The organism is Mesorhizobium sp. B4-1-3 (assembly GCF_006439355.1).
In the GTDB taxonomy this organism is placed as follows: Bacteria; Pseudomonadota; Alphaproteobacteria; order Rhizobiales; family Rhizobiaceae; genus Mesorhizobium.
Window position 1 is genome coordinate 218905 of the sequence record NZ_VFTG01000007.1, and the last position, 24393, is coordinate 243297.

The window sequence follows — 24393 nt, forward strand, 5'->3', positions numbered from 1 at the left end:
AGATGGAACGACAAGGCGGCGTTCCTTCGCCACCTCTGTCCCGCCGGTGCTTAGAAACAAAAACCCGCCTTGCGGCGGGCCGATGGCGCAAATCAGCACCATGAGCAAAATAGTAGCAGAGCTGCCCTCACCAGGCAATAGGGTTTAGGCAAATTTTCCTATCCTTCCGAAAACCTGCCTCACCCGATCCCGTCGCCCAAGGCGCGCCTCGCGCGACAGCCATGGATCGAGACATCAGCCGAAAACCGGAGGAGATTTGTCGGAACCAACCTTGGTCCGACGGGTTCCCTCCTTAGTCGCAACGCGACGGACGAACCGTCTCGCACAGAGGAGAAGATCGTGCTTATGAAGATCCTTGCAGCTTCGGCCCTGACGATCGGTCTCGCCACGGCGGCGATGGGCCAGACCGCCGGCACCGCCGGTAATAATGACGGCGGCAGCGGCCAGACCATCACGGTCGACCCGAAGACGCCGGCCACGCCATCGCCTGACCAGATGGGGCCGCCGGACACGGGCACAACCGGCAGTATTAGCGGCGGCGACATGAATTCGAATGCCGACAAGAACTGCCCGAACAGCCCGCAAGGCGCGGTGGGCGATGCGAAGAACTCGACCGCCGGCGCGATGGAGCCGAACGTCAACGACAAGAACTGCGGCAAATAACGGGCGGCGGGCTTGAAGCAAGGGCCGCGGAGCACGCTCCGCGGCCTTGTTTTCTGGCCGGTGGGCAACTGGCACGGACCGTGCGGCGCGGAACCATGCGGCGCGTTGGCCGTTCCAGGAGCAAAAGGAGAAACCGATGGCAGACAACGACACCAGCACCGCCAATTCAGCCGACGGCAACGTGAAAACCACAGCCGCACGCAGCAACGCCGCGTCACGTGGCAGCACGCGGGCCGCAAAAGCATCCGAAAACACGATGAAGAAGCAGATCGCCGAGCTGAAGCGCGAGCGGAACCGGCTGAACCGCGCGCTTGCCGAACAGTCAGAGAATGCTGCCGAAACCGCGCAGGGCTGGTATCGAAGCGCGGCCGATCGTGCCTCAACCCTCTACAGCGGCGCCTCCGATCGCGCCTCGCGCGCGGCGAGCCAGTTACGCACCCAGGCGCATAGCGTTTCGGAAACGGTGCAGCAGAACCCCGGCACCTTTTCGACGGCAATGCTAATCGGCGGCGTGGTCGGATTGCTGGCCGGCATGGCGATCAGCCGAAATTCCGATCCCGAGCCGGACTGGTTGCGGCGCTGGCACAGATGAGATTTCCGGTCGGGGCCGCACAGCCGCGACCGCACAAAGTAGTGAGCGCAGGCTGCTTAGGGTGGCCGCGCAAAAAGGAAGGCCGGGCCGTTGCGCCCGGCCTTCTTTCCAGGTCTCTTCGTTGCAAGGTTGTGCGGTCCCTGCCCTCTTGTTGAGCCCGGTTGTGTCGGGCTGGTCATTAGCCGAAGCTTATGGGATCATTCCTGCGGGGAATCGCGGAGAGCAGCATGGACAGACCTGCCATGGCATCCGTTTTTCGGATGCGGCATGTGCCTGCAAGCATTTCGGGCGTTCGCAGCCTGGGCCGGGGCCAGGCCGATCCGATCTTCCATTCAAGACCACTCGGCGAAGCGGTCCGCCTCATCGCTCAGGCCGAGGGCCAGTACGACCTCAGCGCCGTCGCCGTTTTCTATGGTGACCGCCAGACGCCGCCGCTCGGCAATCGCGAGATCAGGCAGCTCTGGAGCGAATATGGCGAGCGGTGGTTGGAGGCTTAGCCGCGCTGGCCTCCCCCGCTCGGATCGGAAACGCCGCTCATGCGTTCTTGAGGCGAGGTCAATGGGAGGAACACCATGAACGTCGCCAATCTCCAACTCGAGGGACTGCTGATGGCCGTCGCCGCGATCAATCATGTGCTCGTCAAGAAAGGCGTGCTCACGGTCGAGGAAATCGACATCGCATTGCGCAAGGCCGAAGCAGGCGAAACCGGCGAGGAGCGTTCGGAGGCGATCTCGGCCTCGAACCGCGACGCCATCAATTTCCCGATCCGGCTGCTCGAGCTCGCCAATCAGTGCCAGCCTGAAGCGGACATGCCGTCCTTCTCCAAGCTGGCGCGCATGGTCGGGCAGATGAAGGAGCCGTATAATGACCAGATGTGAGGATCGGTAGGCGCCTTGCCTTGAAATGTGGGCCCCGCCCCCCATTCGCCCCTTTGGGGTCCTTCTCCCCGCAGAACGGGGAGAAGGAAAAGATCACGCCCGGCCCGGCCAGCCCTGTCGTAGGGCCAGCACGCTGCCCGGGCCGTGCACGGCGGCGTAGAGCAGGCCGGCGGCGAAGGGGAAATGCGACATGAAGGCACCGAACTCGGCCTGGTTTCCGGCCCAGTGCGACGGGCCGTGGAAGGCGAAACCCAGAAAGGTGACGTAGACCGCTCCGATCAGTGCCAGCGGCGTCATGAAGGCCCCGGTCAGGAAGCATATCACCAGCAGCGTCTCGAGGATCGCGGCGCACCAGGCCAGAAACAGCGGGAATGGAAAGCCGGCGGCGGCGATGTAGCCGGCGGTGGCGCCCATATCCATGAGCTTGAAGGCGACGCCCATGGCGAACATGGCGGCGAAGATCAGGCGGGCGATGAGAATGGCGACGGTCTGCCAGGTCGATTGTGCGTTTTCCACGAGTGTCCCTCCGAGTTGTCAAAGCCGTTCGATGCCCCAAGGACGGGCGAAGGGAGAGAGTTCCGACAGGGGGTGGGGAAAATTGTTTGGAGCGCCCTCTTCCTCGCCCCGCGCGAAACGGGGGAGAGGTGGCGCGGCGAAGCCGCGACGGAGACGCGCTGCGCCGGATGGTGGGACAAACGCCAACGGCAAATTCCATCTAGTCGGCACTCTACGAAGGCCCCCTCTCCGGCCGCTGCACGGCCACCTTCTCCACCCGCTTCGCGCGGGCGAGGAAGGAGGCTCAGCCCGCCTTCGCCTGCGGCGGGTGGCTGATCGAGTCGCGCACGGTGCCGTATTCGGCGCCCCAGCGATCGGTCATGTCACAGCGGATGTCCCAGAGCTCGGGGAAGAAGCGGTGGCGGGCGCCGCCTTCGAGAATTTCCACCGGCCTGCCCTTCAGCGATTTGGCTCCCAGCCCGATCGAGCGATGGATCAGATAAAGGTGGTTGGCGCGGAACTTCTGGAACAGCTCGTCGAATTCGATCAGCGCCTCGGCCACGACATAGGAATCGCCGTGGTCGTAATGCTCGTCATAGATATCCTCCACGGTCAGCCCGCGGCCATCGAGATAGGCATGCTTGAAGGCCCGCCAAAGATCCGGCGGCAAGCGCAGCAACAGCTTGAAGCCTGGCGATTCCTGGCCGCTGCCATTGCCGAGCTGCAGGCGGATCTGCTGGTACTCCTTAGGCGACATCGTCTCCAGGAGATCGAGCTGCGCCGTCATCATGCGCATCAGCCGGTGCACGCGGCCCATCAGCGTGACGATGCGGTGGGTGTCTTGCCTTTCCAGATAGTCGAGCACGTCGACCAGCGTGTAGGCGATAAGCTTCATCCAGAGTTCCTCGACCTGGTGCACGATCTGGAACTGCAACTCGTCGGCATTGACCATTTCGGCGAGCGGCTTCTGGCAGGCGAGCAACCGGTCGCACTTCAGATAGACACCGTAGTCGCGCATCTCGGGCGCCTCGATGCGGGCGTGATAGTCCGTCTTGTCCATGGCTCATCCTCCTCGTGGGCAGGTTTTCGACCTGGCGGCAAGGATAGCGCTTTCGGCTTGAACATTGTTCCTTTCTGTTATTCAGATGGCATGAAAGGAAGGACGATCATCGATCTCTTCCGCCTTATTGGAGAACGAATGATGCTGGATGCCCTCGACCGCAGAATAGTCGCCGCGCTCGAGCGCAACGCGCGCGTCTCGTTCGGCGAGCTCGCCGAGACGGTCGGCTTGAGCAAGACGCCTTGCTGGAAACGGGTGAAAGCGCTGGAAGAGGCTGGCATTATCCGCGGATATTCGACCCGCATCGATCCGGCCGGGATGGGCTTCGGCATCGAGGCCTTCATCCAGGTTTCAATCGACTTCGAGGTGTCGGACGCCTTCGAGGCGGCGGTGAAGAAGCACCCGCTGATCCGCCGCTGCTACGCTACCACGGGCGAAGCCGACTATCTGCTCCAGATCGTCACCGTCGACATGATGGCGCTCGACCGCATGCTGCGCGAGGAGCTCAGCCGCCTGCCCGGCGTGCGCCGCACGGTGACCTCGATGGCGATGCGCGAGATCAAGGGCGACATCTCGTTCGCCGAGGCGGCGGCGCGTGCGCTGAGCTGATAAGGCGAGCGCCAAATTGATTTGAAGCGCAGCTCGACAGCACCCTCCGCGGTCGAGCCGTGGCGCCAGCACAACGCCCGAGCGGCATCGCGTCGTTATGGCGATAGGAGGTAAGCTACTGGTTGGAGGACGCGTGATGCGAATAAGGAACCCCCAGCCATGATCGGCTCAGGCTCCCGCGCCACCTTTTCCTTCTCGGCGTCAGCCTTGCGTTTCGGGCACTCCTCGAAATCATGGTCGCGGCCGCCGCAATAGGAGCAGCATTTGGCGGGGGTGTCGGGGTGGAGCATCAGGGCCATTCCCAAGAATGCACGAAAAGGTTTCCGGTTGCAGCAATTGCGTGAACCCGCCGCAACAGCCGCCTCACCCATGCTCCAAGAGAGAGGAGCTCGCCGCTTACGCGGCGGGCTCCCATTCAGTCACCGCTCACGCATGCGCGTGGGGATGACGGAAGTCCCAGACGGCCCAGGCCGATGCCGCGACCACCAGCACGCCGAGGACGACATGCGTGGCCATGACATGCGTGTCAGCCGCGAAGTGTAGCAACCAGGGCGACACGATCAGCCAGAGCCCGAGGACCGCACTGACCCATTCTTCCCACTCGGCGAACACCGAAAGCGTCGCGAGCGCCAGCGCGCCGAGGAGAACGCCGACAATCCAGGCGTTCCACGCGGGCACCATCGCCGCGGTGAATCCGATGACCCAAGGTGAAATGAACAGGCAGATCGCGAGGACCAGAGTGATCCAGTCCAGGCTCTTTCTTGCTTCCATCATTGCCATGACAACCTCCATGGATGAAGCTTGACCAAAGCAACTGTATCCGCGTGGACATTGCACGCTCATTGATGATGTAGCTACGCTTTCGCGGTGCTGCAAGGAGGTGCCGGCGACCGCAACCCTTGTTCTACCCTGTGCATTTTTTTCGTCTTGGCGGCAAGGCGCAAATCGCGCCGGCGGCGGCCACTGGATCCAACGCCTCAAACGCTGAAATTGCTGTCCGTGTCGGCGCCGAGCTGCGGCACGACGATCGCCTCGATCGGTGCGTCAAGCGTCCACTTCACGCCGGCGGGCGAGCGTTCGAGGCTGGAGGAACCGCTCAGCGACTGCGGCGCCACCCGCTGCAGCACCACCGTGCCGAACCCCTTGCGCTCGGGCGCCTTGCGCGCGGTTGCGACCTTATCCGATGTCTCATGCCAGAGAAGATGAAAACGTCGCTGCGCCTCGGGACCGGTCTCCACCTTCCAAGTGATTTCGATATGGCCGCCCCCTGAGGCCAGCGCGCCATATTTGGACGAGTTGGTGCCGAGCTCGTGGAAGGCCATGCCGAGATTCTGCACGGCATTCGACTGCAAGGTCAGAAGCGGCCCGGACATCGAGATGCGGTCTTCATGGCCGAAAGGCTTCAGATGCTCCTGGACTAGGTCGAACAGGCTGGCGCCGGCCCATTCCGAGGTGACCAGAAGGTCGTGCGAGCGTGACAGCGCCATGATGCGGGCGCGGATCAGTTCCTCGAACTCGCCGGGGTCGGTCGAGCGCTTGCTGGTTTCCCTGACCATCGACAGGATCACCGCGAACTGGTTCTTCACGCGGTGGTTGACCTCGCGCATCAAGAACCGGATGCGGCGCTCGCTTTCCTTGGCGGGCGTAATGTCGCGAGCGATCTGCGAGGCGCCGATGATCTCGCCTGCGCTGTTCCTGATCGGCGACACCGTGATCGACACGGCGATCAGTGAGCCATCCTTGCGCTTGCGCGTCGTCTCGTGACTTCCCACACCCTCGCCCCGGCGGATGCGGCCGATAATCTCGGCTTCCTCACCGTACATATGCTCGGGGAGCAGCATCAGGATAGACTGGCCCACGGCCTCTTCGGCGGTATAGCCGAACATGCGCTCGGCCGCTTGGTTCCAGTCGGTGATGATGCTGTTCAGGTTCTTGCCGATGATGGCGTCGTAAGACGAATCGACAATCGCCGCGAGGCGCGCGTCGGCATTGGCGTTCTGTCGGAATATCCCCCCATAACTTGTCATGTTCATTAATTAGGGCCGACGGAGAAGCAGGGCAACGCGTCGTGGTGTGGCACCCACTTACCGTTTGGAGTCATTGGCGCCATTGCCCATCCTCTCCGCCGATATCACGCCAAAATCTTGCGACTTTGCGCCTGCGTCGGCGGTCAAAAACCCATCCGACGAAAGCCCACGGCGCAACAACTCGCGCACTGCGGCCGATCGGCTCGGCATGCGCTTTTCGAAACGCCAGTTCTCCAGCGCCGCCAGTTCCTCGTCGGTCAGCATGATCTGCAACCTTTGCGGCCGCTCGAGTTCAGCCATGCCTGCCTCCTTCACAGACAAAATGCCACGAATGAGTAAGTGCCTCATTCCACGTAGAAGTAGGATTCGCCGTATAAGGCGTCAAGGACGCTTAAGCCATAAACGGAGGAACAGACTAACGAAACCAATCATGCATCGAAACCACATTTGTTGGTCTATGCTAACTAATTGATATTTCTATCCGATTTGGCTTTTTTGCTTGCCATCCAGGATGGTCCGGCGCATGATGACGATCGAGGGATAACCTCCAGGGAAGGAGGCCTTCCATGTTCCAACGATTTTCCATCCGGTTGCGCGACGACGCTCATCACAGGGTCCAGCGGGCCTTTCGGATCAGGGGTATCGTCAACATCATCCGGCTTTCGGAAGAGATCAGGTTGAGCAACCTGACCGAGAACATCGCCCGTGAGGACATCGAAGATCTGGTGTTGCGGATAGCGCAGCTTTACGGGGCGCCGATCGAGTTCGACGACGATGCCCGGACGGCGCTTGATCTACCCAGCGACTTCGGCCAAGACAACCGTAACGATCTTGAAAAGATGTTGGATAGCCGGACGTGCGGCGATATCCCCAGCGATCTGCTGCAGGTGGCGCGGGAATAGCGCAGCCCTTCAGGCAGGCGCCAGACTCGTGCTCACGCCTTCTTGCTACGCTTCGGCACGGATTTCTTCGGCGGGGGCGCGGGCGCGTCCGCTTCCTGGGCGAGCCTGGCGGCGCGCAATCTCTTCGTCTTGGCCTCCCTCGCAGTTGCTTCCAGATCCACGATCTGCCGCGCGACGCGAGACGTCATGTCGGTTTTGGCTTCCGTTCGGGACGGAACCGGCTTGAACAGACTGGTATCCGATAGGGACTTCATTTCTTCTCCTTAATCAAAAAAGGCCGGGCAAAGCCCGACCTTCTCCAACGCGCCTGCGAGGCCGATGCCAGTACATCCGTGGTCATTGACCCTGAGGCGCTGTGATCAGGCGGCTTGCAGATTTTCGGCAGAACTTTTGCCGTTGCGGGCATCCTTCACGATATCGAAGCTGACCTTCTGGCCTTCGACCAGCGAGCGCAGTCCGGCGCGCTCAACGGCCGAGATATGAACGAACACATCGGGCTGGCCATTGCCGACCTCGATAAATCCGAAGCCTTTGGTGGAATTGAAAAACTTTACGGTTCCAGAGCTCATTGCGATTTCCTTTCAAATCGACGTAAATTATCGCCGCTTGGTCGCCTGACCAAACGCCGGGTTCTTCGAAATTGAGAGGGAATATCGTTGGGCGCTAAGGCGCGAAAACAACGTTCGTTCAACAAGATCGATTGTCGATACATAGCGCTTAATTCTCACTTTCGCAAGGGAGGCTGAGATAATACTCGCGCCATGCCTCGAACCCGGATGGAAGGCGGATTTGGCCACTGGGCGTGCGCCTAAGCGCTGGCGTTCAATCCGTGTAGCACCGCAAGGCCGGTTTCATACCTGGCTGGAGAAAGCCCTGCCTGATGTGCCTGCCACAGATTATCTTTCAGATCAGCTTCCTTGACCGACCTGGCGAGCGGATTCGAGGCCGCGCGGCAAATGAACCCCTGCTCGCTTTCGTCCATCCGTGTCGTCAGCGCATCGACGGCCGCGACAACGGATGAACTGAATCCAGCCTGCTCAAGCCGCTCAAGGGTCCAGCCCTCGCCCTTTTCTATAACGTCATGCAAATACGCGACGGTCTTTTCATCCAACGTCTCGACCGCATCGGCGACGCGCCTCAGGTGTTCGATATAGGGTCGGCCGGTTTTGTCATTCTGGCCACTATGGGCGTGCTCGGCGATCTTGGCTGCCCGGTGGAGCATGATTCTTCCAATCATCGAAAATGAAGCCCGCCCCGGCGAGGGACGGCCGAGGCGGGCTTGCTCGGTCTGAGCCTGGATGGCACGCCTTTCGCGGGGGGAGCGGGGCTGCGCGCCATCCTGCATTCATGAACATCGGCGCCGGGCGAATGTTCCGCCGCTTGCGGATTTTTGAGACCACGACCTCCGAGACGCAGCTAAAAAGAAGCCCGGACCAGGAGCCGGGCAGGAGAGGTCTTGGGAACATGCTGACCGGAGGGGCCTGGCTCAGCGCTCGCCAATTTGCCGGTCCATTATGACGGCCAGATGAACCATATCTCCCATATCTCCGGGGCCCGGCGTTGCTGGACAAACGCTTTTCGGCAGGAACCTGGCGACCGCGCTGCCGTTAGCCTTCGTGTTCAACAGGAGGTCCTGCAATGGATTGGAACCGCGTCGAAGGCAATTGGAGACAGGTGAAGGGCAAGGTCAAGGAACAGTGGGGAAAACTCACCGACGATGACCTCGATCGCATCGCGGGCAAGCGCGATCAGCTTGAAGGCAAGATCCAGGAACGCTACGGCCTTGAGAAGGATCGTGTTCGCCGCGATGTCGACGACTGGTACAGCATGCAAGGCTGGTAGCAGGCCTGCTCGCTGAACGAAGGGCGCTGTCTTCGCGGCAGCGCCCTTTTTATGGGATCAGTTCAAGAGCGCGCGAGGCGGCCGCGTATCTCCGCCTCGATCCCACGGTCAAGGGGCATGGGCAAATCGGCGGGCTTGCCAGGGCCGAGCTCCGACAGAGCAGCGGCATCGCGGCGGAATTTTGCGAACGACACCGTGCAGCCCTGCTCCAGCCAACCGGAAGCGTGGAGGATAAAGCTCGCGCCGGAGGCCATCGCCGCCGAGAGCACCCTGCCCCCTTCGGCGCCCGATTGCGCATCGTCGATCTTGGCCGAGGTGATCGCGCCGTCGCCGCGCACCGGCACGCCGAGCCGCCTGCCCAATCCGGCCGCGTGGAACTGGACGAGCTGCGAAGCCGGGTCCCCGAAATCGGGCAGCATCCGACGCATGTCGAAGGGATAGGCGAGGATGCCCATCACCACCGGCGCGCCGGGACACCAGAGCTGCGACAGCGCAAGCCCGGCAAGCACCTCGGCATAACCTTGGACAAGCGCGCCGGCCACGGTGACGGGCGACGTCGCGCCCATCATCATGTAGGACGAGACCATGCTCGCCTCGCCCTTCAGCGCGATGGTCCGCAGACACTTCAACGGGTTCGGCCAATAGGTGAGCGGTGGCGTGGTGTTGATCAGGTGGAGAAGGTTGCACTCGCCGGCAGACGCCGGCCGCCTGACCGCGGCGGTGGTCAGGTCGATCACCGCCTCAGCGGCCGCCGACGAAGCGATGCTGCCCATGAACGGCTTGTCAGAGCGGCTGAGATGCGCAAGCAGAATCTCCAGCGGCCGCCGGTCTTCAGAGACGTCCTCCATCACGCAGATCATCTGCCCGGTGTTGGTGAGCCCCGGCGCGGCATGCGCGGCAGCGACAAGCTCGCCGTAGATCTGCCGGCTGCCCGCCCGCCTAGCCCCATTGTCGAGCACGACATTGGGCGCGCCGTAGATCGGCGCGAAGACCGGCGCCGCGCTCACGCCGATCGGCGTGTCCTGCGCGGCATTCCTGCCACGCAGCAGGAACTTTGCCGGCGCGTCCCGGCGTATGATGCGGCGCAGTTCGGCGCCATCCAGGCGCACGACATCCCCGGTCGCCACGCCACCGGCCTGTTTGAGAATGTCGATGGTCTGCGGATCGTCCAGGAAGCGGATGCCGGTTTCCTCAAGGACCCGGTCGGCCGACTTCTCGATCGTCTCCAGCCCGGCCTCGTCGCGTTCGGGACGATAGACCGCGGCAACGAAATCGACCGCCGCGCGATGTTCATTTGGCCATGAAACCGGCACGCAACTCCCCCGGCCGGCACAAAGGTTCGATGAGGCCGGCATGCCGGAATATCCGGATTCGGCTTACCTTGGCGACGCTCCCGGCGCGCCACCTTGCGTCGCATCCGGAAAGGCGCGGCTGCCGGCGGCTCCGGCCGCGATGCGCTCCTCCGCATTCCGCGAGAGAAAAAGCGCCGAGTTATCAAATGTTAGCGCACTGTGTCCAACAACCCCATACCTCGTCAAACGCGCCTGTTTTGAATCACTTGTGACATCCCTGTGACCGGGCCGCTCGGCCCGCTCATGGAAGACATGAATGCTTGAATCGCTTTTCCTGAATCTCGGCCAGCACGACAGCCTGTCGGATGAGGAGCAATCCCTGCTCGGCAATCTGATGGCGGGTGAGCGCAGCTTCGCCGCCGGGCAGGACATCGTCGCGTCCGGATCGCGTCCGGCCTACAGCACGCTCATCCTCGACGGGCTCGCCGCGCGTTACAAGGTGCTTGCCGATGGCGGCCGGCAGTTCACCTCACTGCAGATTCCAGGCGATTTCGTCGACCTCTATGCCTTCTTGCTGAAGACGATGGACCACGGCGTCATCGCGCTCTCGCCCTGCCGCGTCATCCTGGCCGACCATTCGAAGCTGCGCAGCATCACCGAGCGTGCGCCGCACCTGACGCGGCTCTTGTGGCTCGACACGCTGATCGACGGCGCCATCCACCGCGAGTGGATCGTCGCCATGGGGCGGCGCTCGAAAGTCTCCCACCTGGCACATCTGTTCTGCGAGCTGTTCGTCAGGCTGCAAGTGGTGAAGCGCACCAACGGCACGAGCTTCTATTTGCCCGTTTCGCAAGCCGAGCTCGCCGATGTGCTGGGCCTGTCGGTGGTGCATATGAACCGTGTCATCAGCGCGTTGCGCAACAGCGGCGTGATCGCCTGGGCGAACCATACGGTGACTATCCTCGACTGGCAGAAGCTGCAGCAGATCGCCGAATTCGACCCGACCTATCTTTCAATGACGCGGGAGCCGCGCTGATCGCCGTCGCTATCAAATGTAATTTTACCACCCGCATCTGCGGCCAGAGTGACCGTGTCGGGGAGCGCGAGGATTGAGGGCTTATCGCGTCGAGGAAATGGACGGCGAGACCGTCCTTGCAAGCCATGCCGTCAAGGCGAAGGCGCCCTTCGAGGCTGCCCGGAAGGCGCACGGCGTCGTGGTCACATTGCGCGGCGATGCCGACAAATGGGTCCGGGTCGTCGAACTGACTGACAGGCTGCCGACGCGGCTGCGGCCCGGCGTCCTCGAGTTCAAGATGTCGGCCGTAGGAGCTCGATAGCGCGGCCGAGGCAAACGCAAGCTGGCCAAACAAATGTTAATGCCAAGGTGATTCCGGTGGAACCGACGTCAAGTCCGTCTGTTACCTCAGGTCTTCATTAGCCGGTGCTCATTTTATGCGGAACAGCCTCGCCCGACCTTTTGCCCAACTCGTCGCCCCGACGGCCGCTTCTTTTCCGATCGAGCGCACCTGGAAAGGCCGGCAATGACCGAGGTCGGTTCCCAAGTTGAGAAAGAGCAAAGCAACACGCTGGCAAAGGGCCCGTTCCAGCGGTTCCTTCGCACGATCGGGCCGGGCTTCGTCACAGGGGCGTCCGATGACGATCCGTCCGGCATCGGAACCTATAGCCAGGCGGGCGCGCAGCTCGGTTTCAATATCAGTTGGGTGATGTTGTTCACCTTCCCGCTGATGGCGGCAATCCAAGAGATCTCGGCTCGCATCGGCCGCACCACGGGCAAGGGCATTTCCGGCAATCTCAGCCGCCACTATCCGGCCGCGCTGCTTTATGCCGTGGTCGTTCTGCTCTTCGTCGCCAACACCATCAACATCGGCGCCGATCTTAGCGCCATGGCGGATGCGTTGAGACTGCTGATTGGCGGGCCGAGCTCGCTTTATGTCGTCGCCTTCGCAATCATCTGCGTCTGCGCGATCGTCTTTCTGGACTACACTCGCTACGTGAAAGTGCTCAAATGGACCACGTTGAGCCTGCTCGCCTACGTGGCCGCAATGTTTGCCGCTAATGTGCCCTGGGTAGACGGAGCCAAAGGGCTGCTCATCCCGCGCGTCGAATGGAGCGGCGCCTTCTTCACCACGCTCCTCGCCATCCTCGGGACGACGATCTCGCCTTATCTTTTTTTCTGGCAAGCCTCGCAGGAGGTCGAAGAGGAAGAGCTCAAGCCAATCGCCAAACCGCTGCGGTGGGCGCCATGGCAGGCTCCCAAGGCATTCGGCCGAATACGCGCCGACACGCTGGTCGGAATGGCGTTCTCCAATCTGATCGGCGTCGCGATCATCTTCACCACGGCCGCCACGCTCCACAAGACTGGGGTGACGGACATTGCTTCGTCTACCGACGCGGCAAAGGCGCTAGAGCCGGTGGCTGGAAAATTTGCCTTCATCGTCTTCTCGGCTGGGATCATCGGCACTGGGCTCCTGGCGGTGCCGGTATTGGCAGGCTCAGCGGCCTTCGCCGTCGGCGAAGCGCTGCGCTGGCCGGTCGGGCTTCAGCGCAAGCCGAGGGAAGCGGCGGCGTTTTACGGAACGCTCGCCGCCGCAACCGCTCTTGGCACCGGGATCATGTTCACCCCGATCGACCCGATCAAGGCGCTTTACTGGAGCGCCGTCATCAACGGCATGTGCGCCGTTCCCGTGATGATCGTGATGATGCTGATGGCGTCCCGCAAGGATGTTATGGGAGAATTCCTGGTTCAAGGCTGGCTGCGCAGCCTGGGCTGGCTGTCGACGTTGATAATGGCGATGTCGTCGGTTGGCCTCATCGTCCAGTGGTTTTTGTGAGCGCCGCGCAGGGTGAAGCGCCAATCCCGGCTGGATTCTTCGCCAAAAACAGCGACTGAATAGCCGCCGTTCTTTCGGTGCGCGTGAGATCGGTCAGTTGGCGTGAGGCTGTTCATCAAAAGGTCCTCAACGAACTTTCCACGACACGCTGAAAGACATCTACTTCGACGAAAAAGAAAATTCTGGCGACGCTGCCCAAGATGGCGAAGGCGGCGCACGACGATGCATTGAAGATGGCCTTCGACAAGCACCGCGACCAGACCGAAGAACATGTCGCGCGTTTTGAGGAGGTTTTCGAGGTGATCGACAAGAAGCCGGTCGGCAAAACATGCGCCGCCATTATGGGCATCACCGAGGAAGGAGCCGAGATCATGGACGAGTACAAGGGCCCGCCTTCGCTCGACGCAGGTCTGCTGGCCGCTGCTCAAGCCGTTGAGCACTATGAGAATTCGCGCTACGGCACGCTCAGGTCGCCGGCGGCTGCTTGGCGGCCACCACAGGCGCAAGATCCGTGCGGCTGCCGCTGCGCACCGAATAGGCGCGCGTGATCTCGGCGCCGAAGAGGAAGATCTGTGCGGAATAATAGACCCAGACCAGCACCACCATCAGCGCCCCGGCCGCCCCGTAGGAGGTCGCTATGGCGCTGGTGCCGATATACCAGCCGATCAGCGATTTGCCGATGGTGAAGAGCAACGACGTGACCAGCGCGCCGACTCCGACGTCGCGCCATTTGAGCTCTCGGTCCGGGAGAACCTTGTAGATGGCTGCGAAGAGCAACGCGATCAACGCGAAGGAGACGACCGTGTTGATGCCGCTGACGATCAGCGTTCCAAATGGCAGGCTGCGGTTAATGACTTCGCCAAGCGCGGCGATTGCAGTGCTGGCTGCAAGTGACACCAGCAGCAGAAAGCCGAGCGCCGCCACAAGGCCGAGACTTACCGCTCTCGCCCGCACCAGGCGCGAAAACGACACGGCGCTTGGCTTGACCTTCCAGATCTCGTTCAACGTCTGCTGCATCTCGCCGAAGACGCCGGACGCGGTGATCAAGAGCGTGACTAGCCCGATCAAGGTGGCCAAAGTGCCCGACGAGCCGTGCGAGGCGGTCTCGACCGTTGCCTTGAGAAGATCGGCGCTCTGCGAACCCATGACGCCCGATATTTGCGCCGAGAGCGCTAGTTGCGCGGCATCGTTGCCGATGACGAACCCGGCGATCGCGACCACGATCAGCAGGATCGGTGCCAGCGACGTGGTGGCGTAGAAGGCCATCGCCGCGCCGTGGCTCAGCGCATTGTCGGCAATATAACCGGACACGCTTTCCTTGAGGATTGTCCAGCCTTCGTTGGCCCAGCGCGGCATCTTCTTCCCCTATTTTGGCCGTGGATCCTTAAGGTCGGCTCCGATGGTCGAGAATTCCCCTGTTCGGCGCCTCGCCACTGCTTCGGCTAGGGCCAGCGCGGCGTTGGTCACTTCAATCTGAACGTCCTTGTCGGCGTCGAGCTCGTCATGGCTGGTTGCATAGGGCATCCAGTAGCCGATATAGCGGTCGAGTTCGGCAATCTCGCCGACGGGATCGAGCTTCATCGAACGCAGCCAGTCGGCAAGCGTATGCCGTGCGTTCGCAGCGCCTTCCGTATCGCCGTGGACGACCACCGAAAACAGCCGGCCTTCGAGATGGCGGGGGTAGTCCCAGCCAGAGAGTTCGGCTTGCTTGGCAAGCGCTGGATCCTTGCCCTGCGTCAGCGACGGATCGGGGTTGCCGCCGTCTGCGCAGACAAGCCGGTCCATCATCAGTTTGATCGGCGACGACGTCTGATACCAGTTGACCGGCGTCACGATCATCACGCCATGCGCCTCGACCCAGAGTGGGTAGATGTCGTTCATCCAGTCCTGCACCTGGCCGAGCGAGTGGTTGGGGTAGCATGAGCACGGCCAGTGGCAGAGTGCCGCGGCCGTCGAGAAGCACGCCTTGCAGGGATAGATCTTGCGACCGTATTCCGAAGCCAGCCGCGACAGGTCGAGCACCTCGACCGAGAAGCCCTGCCTGTCGACAATGGCGCGTCGCGCCAGCTCGACCAGACGAAAACTCTTCGACATCTCGCCCGGACAGGTGTGCTCGCTGCGCGAGGAGCCGTTGATGATCAGGATGCGCGATGGAGCGGCCATGTCCTCGTGCCGGCGCTGCGCCGCCTCGACCGCTTCGTGCGCGGCGATCCATTCCACCGAAAGGTCGTAGCCAGGGTCATGGAAGCCCTGCCCCGCCTTCCGGGTCACCGGGCTCTTGCGTTCGTTGCTATAGGCCTGCCAGGCGATCTGGGCCAGCCGGCCGATGGCGTCGGCTTCCGCCTCGAAGGCAGGATCGTAGAACAATTTCCGGTAACGCTGCTTGAATTCCGCCTCGCCGAGCCGCGGGCTCGGCATGCCTTTGCGCGGTTCTATGCCGGCTTTGTCGGATTGCGTTTGTTCTGCCATCTGCTGCCCAAGCCCAATACTGAGCGGGCCGGGTGGGACAAGAGCTCGACTGCCATTTCGTTGGCCAGGGCGTGAAGCCGGAGAAACCAGCCCTGTTCTCTTTGCCACCAGGTCCGGCTGACGCGGCCCGCAAATCACAATCCAGGGCCGGCGCAATGGTTCCCCGATAGGCGCAGGTCGACGGCGGGCCCAAATACATTGCCGGCGAATTTTGCATCGGGAACTCACGGGCCTATAATTAGTTGACTAAGTGATTCATGGGGGTGAATCGATGGCCAAGAAGAAGGACAGACAGACTGGTTCTGGGATCGCGGTGGACTCGCGCGCCGAGATCGACGAGGCGGCCTACTTCGCGCGTAAATGCGGCCTCACCCGCGACGAGGCATTACAGATGATTCGCGAAGCCCACGGCTTGCCGGCCGTCAAGTCGGCCAAAAGCGAGAAGCGCAAACACTGACCTTGTTGACGATTCGAATCTCATTGGCCCGTCTGCGGCGGTATCTGGCCGGGCTTTATCACCGGCATTTCGCTGCCGGTCGGTGGCGGGGTCGTCGCGTTCTTGTCGCCGGTCGGCGGTGGCTTCAGCACGCCGCCGCAATTGCCGAGCTGTTTCGACAGCTCGTCGGTACCGGCCTCTTGCTTCTGCTTTTGCTGCTGGTCGTTCGCGTCGGGCTTGGCCTGGCAGTTCTGCGTCGGCTGCTCCTTCGGTTGCGCGGCAGTCTGCGCAGCCGCCGGCAAAGTCGGGATGAGAGCGAGGGCCGCGATGAGAAGCGCTTTGTTCATTGGATCTTTCATGGGATCCTCCTCATGTCAGTGCTCGGAGGTCAGTAACCCCCGACGATCGGCAGGATCTCGCCGGTGATGTAGCTCGAGCATTGCGGCGAGGCCAGGAACACATAGGCCGGCGCGATCTCCTCCGGTTGGGCGGGTCGTTTCATCGGTGTCTTGGCGCCGAACTGCGAGACGTCTTCCGCTTCCTTCTCGGAAGGGTTGAGCGGCGTCCAGACCGGACCGGGCGCCACCGCGTTGACGCGGATGCCCTGCGGGATGAGGTTGCCGGAGAGCGCGCGGGTGAAGGCGTGAATGCCGCCCTTGGTCATCGAGTAGTCGACCAGTTCCTTCGAGCCCTCTATGCCGGTCACCGAGCCGGTGTTGACGATCGCCGAGCCCGGCTTCATGTGCGGCACCGCTTCCTGCGCCATGTGGAAATAGCCGTAGAGATTGGTCTTCAGCGTGGTGTCGAAATGCTCCTCGGTCAGATCGGCGAAATCGGCCGAGTGGATCTGGAAGGCGGCGTTGTTGACCAGCACGTCGAGCTTGCCGAAGGCCTTGAGCGTCTCAGCCACCGCCTTGCGGCAGAAGGCGCGTTTGGCCACGTCGCCGCGCAAAGTGATGCAGCGCCTTCCCTCCGCCTCGACCGCCTGCTTCGTCGCCTTGGCATCGCGATCTTCGCTGAGATAGGCGACGGCGATATCGGCACCCTCGCGTGCGAACAGCACGGCCACCGCGCGACCGATGCCAGAATCGCCGCCGGTGATAAGCGCGACCTTGTCCTCAAGCTTGCCAGACCCTTGCCAGAACGGCGCATCGTAGAGCGGGGCCGGCTCGATCGCCCATTCCTCGCCGGGCTTGGGGTGATGCTGCTTGGGGAAAGGCGGCACGGGGTACCGGCGCGCGCCGGCCTGCATGGCGCCCGGCGACTTCGGCTTCGGCTTGCTGCGGTCGGCTGCATCGACCTTGCGTTGGACGCCCCGCTGCCTTCGTGTGGTTTCGCCGGTGTCTGCTTTCGTGGCCGCCCCGGATTTCAAGGCTACGTCGGATTTCTTTCGGCTGCTGGTCGGCATTGCTGTCTCCTTCTGTTCGAAGGACAACGCATGCCGACTGAAAAGGTTGGCTTGGTTCGCCACACTTCGCCGAGACGCTCGAGCATGCATCAAAGTTAAATGCGCGGCACGGGCGGGAGTGCTACCCTACTCCCATTGGGGGGACTCTTCAGGAGGAGTCCCATGGACGTTCGAACTCTCATCGGCAGTCTCTCGGCAGCCTTGCTGCGCCGGCGTGCCGCCGTAACATCGATCCCCGCCAAGGTGATCCGCGCCTCGCTCACGGATGTGCCGCTCAGGCCGCGTCCCAGGCCGCCGCATCGGCCAGCGCCGCCGATCCGGCCTGCAAGCAACATGTAGCCTCCGAACCGCCGGGCGAATGCAACCGACTGGCCAAATCGTCGTTTACGGCCATTCCCAATCTTATGGTGGCAACCATGAAATCCTTGCGCATAAACAGTCCGCTTTTTCTCCTCATCGCCGCCGTGATGACAGCCGCGCCCTTTGTCGGCCTTGCCTGGCGCACGCATGAGTGGCTCGGATGGTGACGATCCGATGAGCCGTTTTCTACCGCTCACCATCCGCTTCGTCAGCGGCGGCACCATGGTGGTCACCACCGTCGCCGAGGCTAAGAAGGCGCTCGCCGGACACTGGAAGAACAAGGAAGCGCCGGCCTACCTGGAAGCGGCCCGGCTGGTGGATGACGCGATCGCGGGCACCTGCCGGCCGGCCATCGCCTTTGCCGCCTTCAAGAAGGTCGCGGCGCAGCAGGGGCTGCTGAAGGATGCCCGGCCGAGCGCCGCGCTCACCATGCTCGACACGCTCTGGTCGCGCTCCAAGGCCCCGCCCGGCTAGACGCTTATCTCGGCTCGCGCGCCATGCTGAGATAAGTCGGATCGAACTCGGCGATCGTGACCAACCGCTCCCAGTCGAGGATCACGATCATATGGTTCGTCCAGTTGATGACGTTCATGCGTCGCAACGTGCCGATCACCCGGTTCATGTGCACGACCGACAGGCCGAGCACGTCGGCCAATTGTGCCTGCGACAGCGGTAGGTAAAAACTCATGTCGCGCGTCTTCTTCACTACCTGCAGCCTGACGAAGAGCTCGCAGATCAGATGCGCGAGGTGGGAGAGCTTGGAGCGGCGGCCCATGGCCACGATCCATTCGCGATGGATGGCGCCGTCGACCAGCGTGTCCAGCCACAACAGCCGGGTGAGATGCGGCGCCTGCTCGGTGATCGCCTTGAGCTTGCTGTGCTCGGCAGCAGCCACATGGCAGGGCGACAAGGCAATGATGCCGTGATCCATTGTCTTCAGCAAGAAAGCATGGAGATCGACGAAATCGCCCGGGACCTGCAGCGAGGTGAACTGGCGGCCTCCGTCCTCCAACACCCTGTAGCGGGCGGCAAACCCGTCGATGATGAGCGTGCTATAAGTCGGCCTGGTTCCCTCCGAGACGATATCCTCCCCGGTGCCGACATATTTCTCGATCGACAAAGTCGATGTGAGCAAAGCCTTCTCTTCTTCCGATAGGGCGTCATGCTGGCCGAGATTGAGGTAAAGCGATTCCAGCAATTGCACGTTCTCCGTTGGCGACTGCTAACGCTGCAAGGTGGGGCTGGTTGCAGGCGGCCGTTCGCCGACAGGCGGCGCGGCACGGATTTTCTCTCGGGATCAGCGGCTTGGAACCATGACAGCGCTGGCGAATTGAACTTCGAAATTTCCGGGGATCGACCTGTCGATGCAGCGCTTCTATTTCGACCTCTACAACACCGAGCATAGCCAGGAAGATACCGAGGGACAGCTCTTCGCCAGCCGTGAGCGCGCCGGGATGGAGGCGCTGCGCATCCTGCACGACGTCGCTCGCGACGAGATGCCGGGCGGCAAGCATCTGACCATCACCGTCAAAGTGCTGGACGAAAAGCGCGACCAGATTTTCGAAGCGTCGCTGACACTGGATTCCGCCTGGACGTGAGAGGGCGGCGCGGCCCGCGCCGGTCGCCGGAGACAAAGCAATGTTTCAGGATTTCGAAAGCCGCGAGGTAGATACCGGCGAAGCAAGGATTTTCGCCCGCCGCGCCGGCAACGGACCTGGTCTGCTCCTGCTGCACGGTTTTCCCGAGACCCATGCGATGTGGCGCGACGTTGCGCCAAGCCTGGCGCGGGATTTCACCGTCGTCTGCGCCGATCTGCGCGGTTATGGGCAAAGCTCCTGCCCGCCATCGGCCGCCGATCATGCGCCCTTTACCAAGCGGGCCATGGCCGACGACATGATCGTTCTGATGGAGACGTTCGGCTTCCGGCGCTTCATGGTCGCGGGTCATGACCGCGGTGGGCGGGTTGCCTACCGGCTGGCGCTCGACCACCCGGACGGTGTCGAGAAGCTCGCCGTGCTCGACATCGTCCCCACAGCCGAGGTCTGGGACCGGGCGGATGCGAGGCTGGCGCTCGGCTATTGGCCTTGGTCGCTGCTGGCGCAGCCGGAGCCGCTGCCGGAGAGAATGCTCGCGGCCTGCGCGGAAGCGGTCGTCGACAATGCGCTTTCCGGCTGGGGATCCGCGCCTGATGCATTCCCGCCCGGCGTGCGTCAGGCCTATGTCGATGCGCTGCGCGATCCGGCGCATATCCACGCCATTTGTGAAGAGTATCGCGCGGCAGCCGTGCTCGACCGTCGGCACGATCGCGAGGACCAGGCAGCGGGTCGTCGCATCGCCTGTCCATTGCTGGCGCTGTGGAGCGAGCACGGCGCGCTTGCCGAGTGGTATCGGGATGAAGACGGCCCGCTGGGCATATGGCGGAGTTGGGCCGACGATGTCAGCGGCGGAGCGCTGCCTGGCGGTCATTTCTTTCCGGAGGAGTCGCCGATCGAAACGGCGGCCACGCTGGACGCCTTCTTTTCCGGAAGATAGAGGTGATGCCGGCCAGGCGTCTGCTGGCTGGATGCCGCCTGGCTCAGGCCAGCAGGAAATAGAGCAGCGGAACCGCTGCCAAGCCGATGCCCATCACAATGAGCGTGGCGTGGCCGAGGCGCTCCGCGCGCCTTGCAATGTCGGCGACCTCATCCTCGTCATTGATGACATCGAGGAACGAAAGATCGGTGCGGGTGGCACGCTGGTTGTCGTTGGCAGGCAGGCTTTCGGTGTCCTGCCGGGCGGGCTTTGCAGAGATGTAGGTCAAAACGTCGTCTCGCTCCGAAGCCGGTCTAAGCGGCCTTTTGTTCAAGAATATTGGTGCCCGCCGGGAATGCGCGGGCAACCGGCGGGCACCAGGACAGCCGGCGATGGAGGGGGCTTTCTCGACGGCCGCTCCCCAATTCGCAAAAAGGAGATTGGTTGCATGAGGCAGCCCAATGCGTCGGGCCCATAGGACTTCAGTCCGACCCGGTCACGAAATGTTTCAGTTGGAACATCGACTGGCCGCACCTGTTCCCCTTACTCAAGGATGCCGAACGCGTCCTTGTTTCATCCCGAAGAAAATCCGAACCAACGGAGAAATTCGATATGGCCAATCAAGGTGGAACCCACGAACAGCACGTCAAGGCCGGCCAGCAGAGCCACAAGAACCGCGAAGACCAGCAGCGCGGCAGCGGGCAGCAGCAGGCCGAGGACCGCAACATGGGTCAGCGTGGCGCGGGCCAGCATCGGGGCGGCAGCGGCAACTTCGCCGAAGACCGGCAGCGTGCCTCGGAGGCCGGCCGCAAAGGCGGCCAACGTTAAACTCGAATGGCGTCCGTGTCCTCACGGACGCCATTTCATTTGCTGCGGGATCGCCCGCGGTGGAACTTCTGCGTCGCCCTCCAGTTCCTCTTCAGTCGGTTGCCCACGCCACTGCCGCACGATGTTTGAACGGAGGCATCAATGTCGCTGCACACCCTTCATCCCGAACATGTCGACGAGACCCGAATGCAGGCCTATTCGACCTTCGGTCCGTTGCTGATCCAAGCTCTGGCGCAGAAACTTGGGCACTGCCAGGGCATGCGCGAGTTGGATAAGCTCGAACGATCGCTTGTTCGCCTGGTCGAGGACACCGATGTTGCCGCTCCGCACGCCGATGCCATGAAGGAGTTCGCGATCGAGCTCATCGTGTCGACGCTGCGCAACGTGCGCGAGCATCCCGACGCCAAGCATGACCTGGAGGAGGTCGACAAACGGCGCACCGAGGGCCGTTCGGAAGATTCCGACACGCTGGAAGAGCAGTTGCAGTCGGGCCTTGAGGACAGCTTTCCGGCAAGCGACCCGCCGGCCGTGGTGTCGACCGCGATCACCGGCGGCGCCAAGGATATCGTTGGCACCGACGAGGTGCTGCGGCGCAAGAAGGAAGCGCGCCGCAGGCAGTCAGAGACGACCGGCTAACGCCATGAAAGTCAAAGGAGTCCTGCGATGACCCAGGCAAAGGACAACGTCCCCCACCGCCCGGGCGGCGCCCATGCGCCGCAAACAGGCAGCCTGCCGACCAAGGGCGGCGACGATCCCGACGTGCGGTTCCTTGCGGAGAACACCGATCTGTCGCCGAAGCAGGCGCGCGAACTGATCCGCGAGCACGGGCACGACCGCGACAAACTCTTGAAGATCGCACGGACCATGAAAGCGGAAGGCTGAGGCCTCTCCAAGACAGAGAGCAAATGAACATCTCGAAAGCGAGGTTGACATGAGCAATTCACCCAACACCGGACGTCCCGGAACCTCCGATCAATGGCCGCGCTGGGAAGGCCCAAAGGCGAACAAGCCGCGCGGCTACCTACCGGCAAAGGACGACCCCGACGAGGACCGCGACGCCGCCGGCGAGAACAACAAGGATCCGGAACGGTCCGATCTGGGCGACGTCGCCAAGAAGAAGGGTTCTTGAGACTTTAATTCACTCAGCGCAACAAGGAGCCGGCCGATGCCACGTGGCGACAAATCGAAATACACAGACAAGCAGGAACGCAAGGCTGACCATATCGCCGAAGGCTATGAGAAGCGCGGCGTGTCCGAGAAGGAAGCCGAGCGTCGCGCCTGGGCGACAGTGAACAAGGATGATGGCGGCGGCAAGAAGGAAGGCGGCTCCGGCCGCGGCAAGCACACCGGCCATCCGGCGGCGCATAAGGGCGGGAAGGCTGGCGGCAAGGCGTCGGGCGAGCGGTCCGCGGCCGCACGCTCCGCTTCGGCGAAGAAGGCGGCGGCGACGCGCAAGCGCAACGCGGAACACCATGCGCATCATTGAGGACTCTCCTCTCCCTTGCGGGAGAAGGCAGCCTTCACAGCGGCATCTCTGAAGTCTGCTTGATCGTCTGGCTGGGCACGTCCGTCTTGACGTTCTGCACGCCCTTGATCCGGCTCAGATGCTCCGACTGGAAGCGACGGTAGTCGTCGATGCCGGCCGCCACTATCCGCACCATGGCGTCGCAATCGCCCAGCATGAGGTAGCATTCCATCACTTCGGGGAATTTCGCCACCTCAGCGGCGAAATGCTCGATAGTGTCCTCGTCCTGCTGCTTCAGCCAGATGCGAGTGAAGAAGGTCTGGCCGCGACCGATCTTGGCCGGGTTGAGCACCGCGACATAGCGGTCGATGACGCCCGCCTCCTCCAGAAGTTTCACGCGCCGCAGGCATGGCGATGGCGACAAGCCGACCTCTTTGGCCAGATCGTTGTTGGCCATGCGCCCGTCCCGTTGCAGGGCGCGCAGGATGCGCCTGTCGATATCATCCAACTTCATGGTTTGAGATTCCAACCTTCTGCGAAAATGCGCTATCAGATGCCAAATTCTGGCAGAAGCGACGCATCTTCGCAACCCGATTGCCAGGTGTTTCGGCTATTGTCCGGTGATCGACAACCCACAACCGACCGGGAGAATGGCGGCCGCGAGGCCAGCCGAAGGCAAAGCCATGAGCGTTTCCGAGACCGCCTTCGCCGGGCAGCAAACCGGCAACCGCCGCGGCGCCGAGTTCCGGCGCGGGCTTGCCGCTTCGACGCCGGTGCTGCTCGGCATCATCCCCTACGCGCTGGTGCTCGGCGCGCAGGCCGCGCAGAAAGGCCTTTCCGTCGTCGAAGTGCCGCTGATGACCGGCCTCAACTTCGCCGGCGGTTCCGAATTCGCGGCGATTCAGCTCTGGACCTCGCCGCCGCATATCCTGTTGATCGCCGGCATCACGCTTCTGGTAAACAGCCGGCATTTCCTGATGGGCGCCGCACTTGCGCCATTCATCAAGCATCTGCCGAAGCGACAGGTTTTTCCGGCGCTGTTTTTGATGTGCGACGAGAGCTGGGCGGTGGGCCTTGCCGACGCGCAACGCCGCGCCGCCGCCGGCATGCGGCCCGCCTTCAGCCTGCCCTTCTATCTGGGGGCCTGCATTCCCTTCTACCTTGCCTGGGTGGCGTTCACGACCTGCGGCGCGGCGCTCGGCCCAGTGCTCGGCGATGTCGGGAAATACGGTTTCGCGATGGCCTTCCCGGCCGTCTTCCTGGTGCTGCTTAGCGGCATGTGGAAGGGGTTTGCAGCGGCACGGCCATGGCTGGTCAGCCTGGCGGTGGCCGCGCTCACCTATCTCGCCGTGCCCGGTGCCTGGTATGTGGCCGCCGGCGCGCTGTCCGGCCTTGTGGCCGCCTGGTTCCTGGCAGGTGAGAAATGATCGATCCGATGACCGCGCTCGCCATCCTGGCGATGGCCGGCGTGACATATCTCACCCGCATCGGCGGCTATATGGTGCTGAGGAACAGGGCGCTCAGACCGCGCGCGACGGCGGTGATGGAAGCCGCGCCCGGCTGCGTGCTGATCTCGGTGATCGCGCCGGACTTCGTCTCAAGGAACCCGGCCGATCTCGCGGCGCTGGCCATAACCGTGCTCGCCGCGACAAGGCTGTCGATGCTGCCGACGGATTAGAACGGGGAGAAATCGGAGGTCGACCT

38 protein-coding genes and 1 pseudogene are annotated in these 24393 nt (G+C 62.6%); 23 read left to right on the plus strand and 16 right to left on the minus strand.

What is annotated here, in order from left to right; all coding sequences use genetic code 11:
• Nucleotides 1-345 precede the first annotated feature (345 nt).
• The 4 genes from FJW06_RS12460 (at nucleotide 346) to FJW06_RS12475 (ending at nucleotide 2133) form a co-directional block, all read left to right on the plus strand.
• The gene (locus FJW06_RS12460; RefSeq protein WP_348644032.1) at nucleotides 346-663 is read left to right on the plus strand and encodes a hypothetical protein; all 318 of its coding nucleotides are present in this window, start codon (nucleotides 346-348) and stop codon (nucleotides 661-663) included.
• 136 nt (nucleotides 664-799) lie between these two features.
• Nucleotides 800-1255: a hypothetical protein gene (locus FJW06_RS12465; protein WP_246674591.1), complete on the plus strand. Its 456-nt coding sequence runs from the start codon at nucleotides 800-802 to the stop codon at nucleotides 1253-1255.
• Nucleotides 1256-1482: 227 nt separating this feature from the next.
• A complete protein-coding gene (locus tag FJW06_RS12470; protein ID WP_140752014.1) occupies nucleotides 1483-1752 on the plus strand; it encodes a hypothetical protein in 270 nt (89 codons plus the stop codon).
• A gap of 75 nt (nucleotides 1753-1827) precedes the next feature.
• A complete protein-coding gene (locus FJW06_RS12475) occupies nucleotides 1828-2133 on the plus strand; it encodes a hypothetical protein (protein WP_041001284.1) in 306 nt (101 codons plus the stop codon).
• Nucleotides 2134-2226: 93 nt separating this feature from the next.
• On the opposite strand, the gene FJW06_RS12480 is transcribed toward FJW06_RS12475, so the two are convergent.
• Entirely contained in the window at nucleotides 2227-2649 is a 423-nt protein-coding gene (locus FJW06_RS12480) for a DoxX family protein (protein ID WP_140752016.1), read from the minus strand.
• Nucleotides 2650-2932: 283 nt separating this feature from the next.
• Nucleotides 2933-3688 (minus strand): tryptophan 2,3-dioxygenase family protein, encoded by a 756-nt coding sequence (locus tag FJW06_RS12485; protein WP_140752018.1) that lies wholly within the window; start codon nucleotides 3686-3688, stop codon nucleotides 2933-2935.
• 138 nt (nucleotides 3689-3826) lie between these two features.
• On the opposite strand from FJW06_RS12485, the gene FJW06_RS12490 reads away from it, so the two are divergent.
• Nucleotides 3827-4297: an Lrp/AsnC family transcriptional regulator gene (locus FJW06_RS12490; protein WP_246674592.1), complete on the plus strand. Its 471-nt coding sequence runs from the start codon at nucleotides 3827-3829 to the stop codon at nucleotides 4295-4297.
• A 426-nt stretch (nucleotides 4298-4723) separates the two neighbouring features.
• On the opposite strand, the gene FJW06_RS12495 is transcribed toward FJW06_RS12490, so the two are convergent.
• From FJW06_RS12495 to FJW06_RS12505, 3 genes are all read right to left on the minus strand, one after another.
• A complete protein-coding gene (locus FJW06_RS12495) occupies nucleotides 4724-5077 on the minus strand; it encodes an SPW repeat protein (RefSeq protein ID WP_140752020.1) in 354 nt (117 codons plus the stop codon).
• A gap of 197 nt (nucleotides 5078-5274) precedes the next feature.
• Entirely contained in the window at nucleotides 5275-6330 is a 1056-nt protein-coding gene (locus FJW06_RS12500) for a PAS domain S-box protein (RefSeq protein ID WP_246674593.1), read from the minus strand.
• Nucleotides 6331-6381: 51 nt separating this feature from the next.
• A complete protein-coding gene (locus FJW06_RS12505) occupies nucleotides 6382-6624 on the minus strand; it encodes a hypothetical protein (RefSeq protein WP_140752022.1) in 243 nt (80 codons plus the stop codon).
• A gap of 266 nt (nucleotides 6625-6890) precedes the next feature.
• Between FJW06_RS12505 and FJW06_RS12510 the strand changes: the two genes are divergently transcribed.
• Complete coding sequence (locus FJW06_RS12510; protein ID WP_140752024.1) at nucleotides 6891-7226, plus strand: hypothetical protein; 336 nt, start codon at nucleotides 6891-6893, stop codon at nucleotides 7224-7226.
• 32 nt (nucleotides 7227-7258) lie between these two features.
• Here the strand turns inward: FJW06_RS12510 and FJW06_RS12515 are convergent, their stop codons facing one another.
• The 3 genes from FJW06_RS12515 to FJW06_RS12525 form a co-directional block, all read right to left on the minus strand.
• A complete protein-coding gene (locus tag FJW06_RS12515) occupies nucleotides 7259-7480 on the minus strand; it encodes a hypothetical protein (RefSeq protein WP_140752026.1) in 222 nt (73 codons plus the stop codon).
• 105 nt (nucleotides 7481-7585) lie between these two features.
• Nucleotides 7586-7795, minus strand: a complete 210-nt coding sequence (locus FJW06_RS12520; RefSeq protein WP_140752028.1) for a cold-shock protein — start codon at nucleotides 7793-7795, stop codon at nucleotides 7586-7588.
• A gap of 239 nt (nucleotides 7796-8034) precedes the next feature.
• Nucleotides 8035-8448 carry an HD domain-containing protein gene (locus tag FJW06_RS12525; RefSeq protein WP_140752030.1) on the minus strand — a complete coding sequence of 138 codons (414 nt, stop codon included), beginning with the start codon at nucleotides 8446-8448 and terminating at the stop codon, nucleotides 8035-8037.
• Between the two features lie 416 nt (nucleotides 8449-8864).
• Between FJW06_RS12525 and FJW06_RS12530 the strand changes: the two genes are divergently transcribed.
• A complete protein-coding gene (locus FJW06_RS12530) occupies nucleotides 8865-9068 on the plus strand; it encodes a CsbD family protein (RefSeq protein ID WP_140752032.1) in 204 nt (67 codons plus the stop codon).
• A gap of 62 nt (nucleotides 9069-9130) precedes the next feature.
• Here the strand turns inward: FJW06_RS12530 and FJW06_RS12535 are convergent, their stop codons facing one another.
• Complete coding sequence (locus FJW06_RS12535) at nucleotides 9131-10381, minus strand: trimethylamine methyltransferase family protein (RefSeq protein ID WP_246674594.1); 1251 nt, start codon at nucleotides 10379-10381, stop codon at nucleotides 9131-9133.
• 295 nt (nucleotides 10382-10676) lie between these two features.
• Here FJW06_RS12535 and FJW06_RS12540 point away from each other — a divergent pair, with 295 nt between their 5' ends.
• The 4 genes and pseudogenes from FJW06_RS12540 to FJW06_RS12555 form a co-directional block, all read left to right on the plus strand.
• On the plus strand, nucleotides 10677-11396 hold the full coding sequence (locus FJW06_RS12540; protein WP_140752036.1) for a Crp/Fnr family transcriptional regulator: 720 nt from the start codon (nucleotides 10677-10679) through the stop codon (nucleotides 11394-11396).
• Nucleotides 11397-11469: 73 nt separating this feature from the next.
• Nucleotides 11470-11697 (plus strand): hypothetical protein, encoded by a 228-nt coding sequence (locus tag FJW06_RS12545; RefSeq protein ID WP_140752038.1) that lies wholly within the window; start codon nucleotides 11470-11472, stop codon nucleotides 11695-11697.
• A 204-nt stretch (nucleotides 11698-11901) separates the two neighbouring features.
• Entirely contained in the window at nucleotides 11902-13212 is a 1311-nt protein-coding gene (locus tag FJW06_RS12550; RefSeq protein ID WP_140752040.1) for a divalent metal cation transporter, read from the plus strand.
• Nucleotides 13213-13360: 148 nt separating this feature from the next.
• Nucleotides 13361-13685, plus strand: a pseudogene (locus FJW06_RS12555) (DUF892 family protein); the annotation flags it as partial.
• Here the strand turns inward: FJW06_RS12555 and FJW06_RS12560 are convergent.
• Together FJW06_RS12560 and FJW06_RS12565 are read right to left on the minus strand one after the other, a co-directional pair.
• The gene (locus FJW06_RS12560; protein WP_140752042.1) at nucleotides 13678-14568 is read right to left on the minus strand and encodes a YihY/virulence factor BrkB family protein; all 891 of its coding nucleotides are present in this window, start codon (nucleotides 14566-14568) and stop codon (nucleotides 13678-13680) included. The pseudogene FJW06_RS12555 and the gene FJW06_RS12560 sit on opposite strands and share 8 nt — an antisense overlap.
• Nucleotides 14569-14577: 9 nt before the next feature.
• Nucleotides 14578-15681, minus strand: a complete 1104-nt coding sequence (locus tag FJW06_RS12565; protein WP_140752044.1) for a flavodoxin family protein — start codon at nucleotides 15679-15681, stop codon at nucleotides 14578-14580.
• Between the two features lie 271 nt (nucleotides 15682-15952).
• Here FJW06_RS12565 and FJW06_RS12570 point away from each other — a divergent pair, with 271 nt between their 5' ends.
• Nucleotides 15953-16138, plus strand: coding sequence for a hypothetical protein (locus FJW06_RS12570; protein WP_140752046.1), 186 nt, complete (start codon nucleotides 15953-15955; stop codon nucleotides 16136-16138).
• Between the two features lie 20 nt (nucleotides 16139-16158).
• Here the strand turns inward: FJW06_RS12570 and FJW06_RS12575 are convergent, their stop codons facing one another.
• Both FJW06_RS12575 and FJW06_RS12580 read right to left on the minus strand, forming a co-directional pair.
• Nucleotides 16159-16464, minus strand: a complete 306-nt coding sequence (locus FJW06_RS12575) for a hypothetical protein (protein ID WP_140752048.1) — start codon at nucleotides 16462-16464, stop codon at nucleotides 16159-16161.
• Between the two features lie 41 nt (nucleotides 16465-16505).
• Complete coding sequence (locus FJW06_RS12580; protein WP_140752050.1) at nucleotides 16506-17525, minus strand: SDR family oxidoreductase; 1020 nt, start codon at nucleotides 17523-17525, stop codon at nucleotides 16506-16508.
• 162 nt (nucleotides 17526-17687) lie between these two features.
• On the opposite strand from FJW06_RS12580, the gene FJW06_RS30100 reads away from it, so the two are divergent.
• Nucleotides 17688-17864: a hypothetical protein gene (locus tag FJW06_RS30100; protein WP_181178263.1), complete on the plus strand. Its 177-nt coding sequence runs from the start codon at nucleotides 17688-17690 to the stop codon at nucleotides 17862-17864.
• Between the two features lie 195 nt (nucleotides 17865-18059).
• Complete coding sequence (locus FJW06_RS12585; protein ID WP_140752052.1) at nucleotides 18060-18359, plus strand: DUF982 domain-containing protein; 300 nt, start codon at nucleotides 18060-18062, stop codon at nucleotides 18357-18359.
• A gap of 4 nt (nucleotides 18360-18363) precedes the next feature.
• On the opposite strand, the gene FJW06_RS12590 is transcribed toward FJW06_RS12585, so the two are convergent.
• Nucleotides 18364-19083, minus strand: coding sequence for a Crp/Fnr family transcriptional regulator (locus tag FJW06_RS12590; protein WP_140752054.1), 720 nt, complete (start codon nucleotides 19081-19083; stop codon nucleotides 18364-18366).
• A gap of 166 nt (nucleotides 19084-19249) precedes the next feature.
• Between FJW06_RS12590 and FJW06_RS12595 the strand changes: the two genes are divergently transcribed.
• Nucleotides 19250-19483, plus strand: coding sequence for a hypothetical protein (locus FJW06_RS12595; protein ID WP_140752056.1), 234 nt, complete (start codon nucleotides 19250-19252; stop codon nucleotides 19481-19483).
• A 40-nt stretch (nucleotides 19484-19523) separates the two neighbouring features.
• Nucleotides 19524-20417: an alpha/beta hydrolase gene (locus FJW06_RS12600; protein ID WP_140752058.1), complete on the plus strand. Its 894-nt coding sequence runs from the start codon at nucleotides 19524-19526 to the stop codon at nucleotides 20415-20417.
• A 43-nt stretch (nucleotides 20418-20460) separates the two neighbouring features.
• Here FJW06_RS12600 and FJW06_RS12605 read toward each other — a convergent pair whose 3' ends face one another.
• Nucleotides 20461-20685, minus strand: coding sequence for a hypothetical protein (locus FJW06_RS12605; RefSeq protein ID WP_140752060.1), 225 nt, complete (start codon nucleotides 20683-20685; stop codon nucleotides 20461-20463).
• A gap of 323 nt (nucleotides 20686-21008) precedes the next feature.
• On the opposite strand from FJW06_RS12605, the gene FJW06_RS30915 reads away from it, so the two are divergent.
• From FJW06_RS30915 to FJW06_RS12630, 5 genes are all read left to right on the plus strand, one after another.
• Nucleotides 21009-21224: a KGG domain-containing protein gene (locus FJW06_RS30915; protein ID WP_140752102.1), complete on the plus strand. Its 216-nt coding sequence runs from the start codon at nucleotides 21009-21011 to the stop codon at nucleotides 21222-21224.
• Between the two features lie 141 nt (nucleotides 21225-21365).
• Nucleotides 21366-21860 (plus strand): hypothetical protein, encoded by a 495-nt coding sequence (locus FJW06_RS12615; protein WP_140752062.1) that lies wholly within the window; start codon nucleotides 21366-21368, stop codon nucleotides 21858-21860.
• A 27-nt stretch (nucleotides 21861-21887) separates the two neighbouring features.
• On the plus strand, nucleotides 21888-22106 hold the full coding sequence (locus FJW06_RS12620) for a hypothetical protein (protein WP_140752064.1): 219 nt from the start codon (nucleotides 21888-21890) through the stop codon (nucleotides 22104-22106).
• 49 nt (nucleotides 22107-22155) lie between these two features.
• Entirely contained in the window at nucleotides 22156-22353 is a 198-nt protein-coding gene (locus tag FJW06_RS12625) for a hypothetical protein (RefSeq protein ID WP_041001324.1), read from the plus strand.
• A gap of 36 nt (nucleotides 22354-22389) precedes the next feature.
• Complete coding sequence (locus FJW06_RS12630) at nucleotides 22390-22710, plus strand: plasmid stabilization protein (protein WP_140752066.1); 321 nt, start codon at nucleotides 22390-22392, stop codon at nucleotides 22708-22710.
• A 34-nt stretch (nucleotides 22711-22744) separates the two neighbouring features.
• Here FJW06_RS12630 and FJW06_RS12635 read toward each other — a convergent pair whose 3' ends face one another.
• Entirely contained in the window at nucleotides 22745-23203 is a 459-nt protein-coding gene (locus FJW06_RS12635; protein ID WP_027169750.1) for an Lrp/AsnC family transcriptional regulator, read from the minus strand.
• 169 nt (nucleotides 23204-23372) lie between these two features.
• Here FJW06_RS12635 and FJW06_RS12640 point away from each other — a divergent pair, with 169 nt between their 5' ends.
• Both FJW06_RS12640 and FJW06_RS12645 read left to right on the plus strand, forming a co-directional pair.
• Nucleotides 23373-24116: an AzlC family ABC transporter permease gene (locus FJW06_RS12640; RefSeq protein WP_140752068.1), complete on the plus strand. Its 744-nt coding sequence runs from the start codon at nucleotides 23373-23375 to the stop codon at nucleotides 24114-24116.
• Complete coding sequence (locus FJW06_RS12645; protein WP_140752070.1) at nucleotides 24113-24367, plus strand: AzlD family protein; 255 nt, start codon at nucleotides 24113-24115, stop codon at nucleotides 24365-24367. The genes FJW06_RS12640 and FJW06_RS12645 overlap by 4 nt, the downstream gene beginning before the upstream one ends.
• The last annotated feature ends 26 nt before the right edge of the window (nucleotides 24368-24393 follow it).

What these genes read in the sequence shown, in the direction of transcription:
- FJW06_RS12460 (WP_348644032.1), top strand. Translation starts at nt 346, where the DNA reads ATGAAGATCCTTGCAGCTTCGGCCCTGACGATCGGTCTCGCCACGGCG.
- FJW06_RS12465 (WP_246674591.1), top strand. Translation starts at nt 800, where the DNA reads ATGGCAGACAACGACACCAGCACCGCCAATTCAGCCGACGGCAACGTG.
- FJW06_RS12470 (WP_140752014.1), top strand. Translation starts at nt 1,483, where the DNA reads ATGGACAGACCTGCCATGGCATCCGTTTTTCGGATGCGGCATGTGCCT.
- FJW06_RS12475 (WP_041001284.1), top strand. Translation starts at nt 1,828, where the DNA reads ATGAACGTCGCCAATCTCCAACTCGAGGGACTGCTGATGGCCGTCGCC.
- FJW06_RS12485 (WP_140752018.1), bottom strand. Translation starts at nt 3,688, where the DNA reads ATGGACAAGACGGACTATCACGCCCGCATCGAGGCGCCCGAGATGCGC.
- FJW06_RS12490 (WP_246674592.1), top strand. Translation starts at nt 3,827, where the DNA reads ATGATGCTGGATGCCCTCGACCGCAGAATAGTCGCCGCGCTCGAGCGC.
- FJW06_RS12495 (WP_140752020.1), bottom strand. Translation starts at nt 5,077, where the DNA reads ATGGCAATGATGGAAGCAAGAAAGAGCCTGGACTGGATCACTCTGGTC.
- FJW06_RS12500 (WP_246674593.1), bottom strand. Translation starts at nt 6,330, where the DNA reads ATGAACATGACAAGTTATGGGGGGATATTCCGACAGAACGCCAATGCC.
- FJW06_RS12505 (WP_140752022.1), bottom strand. Translation starts at nt 6,624, where the DNA reads ATGGCTGAACTCGAGCGGCCGCAAAGGTTGCAGATCATGCTGACCGAC.
- FJW06_RS12510 (WP_140752024.1), top strand. Translation starts at nt 6,891, where the DNA reads ATGTTCCAACGATTTTCCATCCGGTTGCGCGACGACGCTCATCACAGG.
- FJW06_RS12515 (WP_140752026.1), bottom strand. Translation starts at nt 7,480, where the DNA reads ATGAAGTCCCTATCGGATACCAGTCTGTTCAAGCCGGTTCCGTCCCGA.
- FJW06_RS12520 (WP_140752028.1), bottom strand. Translation starts at nt 7,795, where the DNA reads ATGAGCTCTGGAACCGTAAAGTTTTTCAATTCCACCAAAGGCTTCGGA.
- FJW06_RS12525 (WP_140752030.1), bottom strand. Translation starts at nt 8,448, where the DNA reads ATGCTCCACCGGGCAGCCAAGATCGCCGAGCACGCCCATAGTGGCCAG.
- FJW06_RS12530 (WP_140752032.1), top strand. Translation starts at nt 8,865, where the DNA reads ATGGATTGGAACCGCGTCGAAGGCAATTGGAGACAGGTGAAGGGCAAG.
- FJW06_RS12540 (WP_140752036.1), top strand. Translation starts at nt 10,677, where the DNA reads ATGCTTGAATCGCTTTTCCTGAATCTCGGCCAGCACGACAGCCTGTCG.
- FJW06_RS12550 (WP_140752040.1), top strand. Translation starts at nt 11,902, where the DNA reads ATGACCGAGGTCGGTTCCCAAGTTGAGAAAGAGCAAAGCAACACGCTG.
- FJW06_RS12560 (WP_140752042.1), bottom strand. Translation starts at nt 14,568, where the DNA reads ATGCCGCGCTGGGCCAACGAAGGCTGGACAATCCTCAAGGAAAGCGTG.
- FJW06_RS12565 (WP_140752044.1), bottom strand. Translation starts at nt 15,681, where the DNA reads ATGGCAGAACAAACGCAATCCGACAAAGCCGGCATAGAACCGCGCAAA.
- FJW06_RS12570 (WP_140752046.1), top strand. Translation starts at nt 15,953, where the DNA reads ATGGCCAAGAAGAAGGACAGACAGACTGGTTCTGGGATCGCGGTGGAC.
- FJW06_RS12575 (WP_140752048.1), bottom strand. Translation starts at nt 16,464, where the DNA reads ATGAACAAAGCGCTTCTCATCGCGGCCCTCGCTCTCATCCCGACTTTG.
- FJW06_RS12580 (WP_140752050.1), bottom strand. Translation starts at nt 17,525, where the DNA reads ATGCCGACCAGCAGCCGAAAGAAATCCGACGTAGCCTTGAAATCCGGG.
- FJW06_RS30100 (WP_181178263.1), top strand. Translation starts at nt 17,688, where the DNA reads ATGGACGTTCGAACTCTCATCGGCAGTCTCTCGGCAGCCTTGCTGCGC.
- FJW06_RS12585 (WP_140752052.1), top strand. Translation starts at nt 18,060, where the DNA reads ATGAGCCGTTTTCTACCGCTCACCATCCGCTTCGTCAGCGGCGGCACC.
- FJW06_RS12595 (WP_140752056.1), top strand. Translation starts at nt 19,250, where the DNA reads ATGCAGCGCTTCTATTTCGACCTCTACAACACCGAGCATAGCCAGGAA.
- FJW06_RS12600 (WP_140752058.1), top strand. Translation starts at nt 19,524, where the DNA reads ATGTTTCAGGATTTCGAAAGCCGCGAGGTAGATACCGGCGAAGCAAGG.
- FJW06_RS30915 (WP_140752102.1), top strand. Translation starts at nt 21,009, where the DNA reads ATGGCCAATCAAGGTGGAACCCACGAACAGCACGTCAAGGCCGGCCAG.
- FJW06_RS12615 (WP_140752062.1), top strand. Translation starts at nt 21,366, where the DNA reads ATGTCGCTGCACACCCTTCATCCCGAACATGTCGACGAGACCCGAATG.
- FJW06_RS12620 (WP_140752064.1), top strand. Translation starts at nt 21,888, where the DNA reads ATGACCCAGGCAAAGGACAACGTCCCCCACCGCCCGGGCGGCGCCCAT.
- FJW06_RS12625 (WP_041001324.1), top strand. Translation starts at nt 22,156, where the DNA reads ATGAGCAATTCACCCAACACCGGACGTCCCGGAACCTCCGATCAATGG.
- FJW06_RS12630 (WP_140752066.1), top strand. Translation starts at nt 22,390, where the DNA reads ATGCCACGTGGCGACAAATCGAAATACACAGACAAGCAGGAACGCAAG.
- FJW06_RS12635 (WP_027169750.1), bottom strand. Translation starts at nt 23,203, where the DNA reads ATGAAGTTGGATGATATCGACAGGCGCATCCTGCGCGCCCTGCAACGG.
- FJW06_RS12640 (WP_140752068.1), top strand. Translation starts at nt 23,373, where the DNA reads ATGAGCGTTTCCGAGACCGCCTTCGCCGGGCAGCAAACCGGCAACCGC.
- FJW06_RS12645 (WP_140752070.1), top strand. Translation starts at nt 24,113, where the DNA reads ATGATCGATCCGATGACCGCGCTCGCCATCCTGGCGATGGCCGGCGTG.